Annotated in this window: 1 protein-coding gene; it reads right to left on the reverse strand. The window is 47.5% G+C overall.

All coding sequences use genetic code 11. The features are described from left to right. Window positions 1–2,168, reverse strand: a 2,168-nt coding sequence (locus ACRBG0_RS15440; RefSeq protein WP_431487763.1) for a GEVED domain-containing protein, incomplete at both ends; no start/stop codon positions are given.

Raw genomic sequence — 2,168 nt, forward strand, 5'->3', positions numbered from 1 at the left:
GTTTGGCTATCAGGCGTAAGGCCACCATCCGAACTCAAGCGAGCACGAACGAACAAAGATCCTTCGCTGTAACCAACGATTGCTGGTACAGGGAAGCAGTATTCGGCATTTGCAACACCACCATCAGGTACTGTTCCGTCAGCGAATGCCAATTCTTCACCAGCACCAAACATACCGTCACCGTTCCAGTCGACCCATACTTGTAGTACAGCATCTTCACCGGTCATGTTCATGGCACTTACCGTGATACATGACTCGTTGCCAGGAATAAATGGATGGCTAAATACAATACCGTCTTCGTCGCTGCCATCGGTACAAGTACCGAAAGTAAACAGACCAGGATCAGCATCATCACCGCCTTGCATCATGCCTGCCATTGGCTCAGGAAAACCGTCCAACTCTGTATCCACACATGATCCGAGCTTAAGCACTTCAGAGATAATGTGGCGAGGAGCGTTGGGGCCCGTTGTTGTGTACGTATCAGGTAAATCACCGTAATCAAAACCGATGATTTGGATCATATAATCTTCTACTTCTCCACTATTAGCAATACCGGTAGAAGTCATTACTTCAGCCATATCATTGGCCAGGCGAATACGCAGACCTACATCTTGGCCAACTACTGCATCCGCAGGAATAGGGCCAACACTTACCGTTACGTTCGTTGCACCATCAGCTACAGGAGCTGTAAATTTCTCCGTTGCAGGATCAAGGAAACCATCCTTGTTGAAATCTACATAAACTGCTATCGTGGCTTCTGTTCCCGTCATGTTCATCACTGGAATGTCCAGATCAGTCGTTTGCGTCACGATGAATAATGGAATGTTGTCTAAATCTAAACCGTCTTCATCATCAATTTCGCTGTTATCATCACCTCCGGTAACACCCGCATCAGCACTTGGCTGACCATCAGCTTCATCTTCTTCAGATGCACCGATTTTCAAGATAACCATGTCCTGCTCATCCGTGAGAACTTTGTGCGCAGCACCTCCATCAGCAATGGTGGTCTGGTAATCAGCAGGGGTATCAGGATCAGTATTATCACCGTCAGTACCAACTGCTGGATCATTAAGGTCACCGTAATCAAAGCCCATTACAACTACTTCGTAGTCTTCCACTTCACCATCAGGTGCAGGACCAGTAGGACTCATGCTTGCTGCCATGTCAGAACTCAGACGAATACGGAAACCGATGTCATCGTTCAAAGTAGCAGTAAGTGGTGGTACGATATCTGCAATCGTTACCGTAGTTGCTTGGTCAGCAACATCTACAAAGTACATCTCGCCAGCGTCGTTAAAGTCACCATTGTTGTTCCAATCAATAAAGATGGTCAACTTGGCAGGGGCGCCCGTCATGTTCATCACTGGGATGTCCAGGCTAACAGCTTGTCCTGTTACGAACATTACGTTCGCAGGATCGAAACCGTCTTCATCGTCGATGCCATCGGCATCATCACCATCAGCATCATCGCTGACTTGGCCATCAACGTCAGGGTCAGCGCTAGCGCCAATCTTCAACGTAACCTCATCGTTTTCGTTCGTACTAATTTTGTGGCTTGGCCCGCCGTTAGCGGTTAGTGTTTCATAGTCTTGTTCGTCCAAGCCAGCATTAGGATCGACTAGGTCACCATAGTCGAAGCCCATTACTACAATCTCGTAATCTTCTACTTCTCCGTCAGGTGCAGGTCCGTTAGGACTCATGGCAGTTGCTGTCGTCAAGCGAATACGGAAACCAAGGTCATCATTCAGGGTAGAACTCAATGGAGGCGTAATGCCGGTAATCGTTGCACTTGTAGCCAAATCGGCTACTGTTGTGAAGTACATCTCACCAGCGTCATTAAAGTCACCATTGTTGTTCCAGTCAATATATACGGTAAGCTTCGCGTCACCACCAGTCATGTTCATAACTGGGAAGGTTAGGTCTTGCGATATACCTGCTACAAACATATAGTCACCAGGTACAAAGCTATCTTCATCTGCTCCGTCAGCATCGGCATCACCACTTGGCTGACCGTCTAACTCATCATCTACAGATGCTCCTAACTTGAGTGTAATCATATCATTAGCGTTGGTCGATAGCTTGTGCACAGGACCTCCGTTATTAACAGCTGTTTCGTAGTCTTGCTCTCCTACTCCGGCACCTGCATCAGCAAGGTCACCATAGTCAAA

The sequence above is a fragment of the Lewinella sp. genome (genome assembly GCF_050633125.1).
In the GTDB taxonomy this organism is placed as follows: domain Bacteria; phylum Bacteroidota; class Bacteroidia; order Chitinophagales; family Saprospiraceae; genus Lewinella.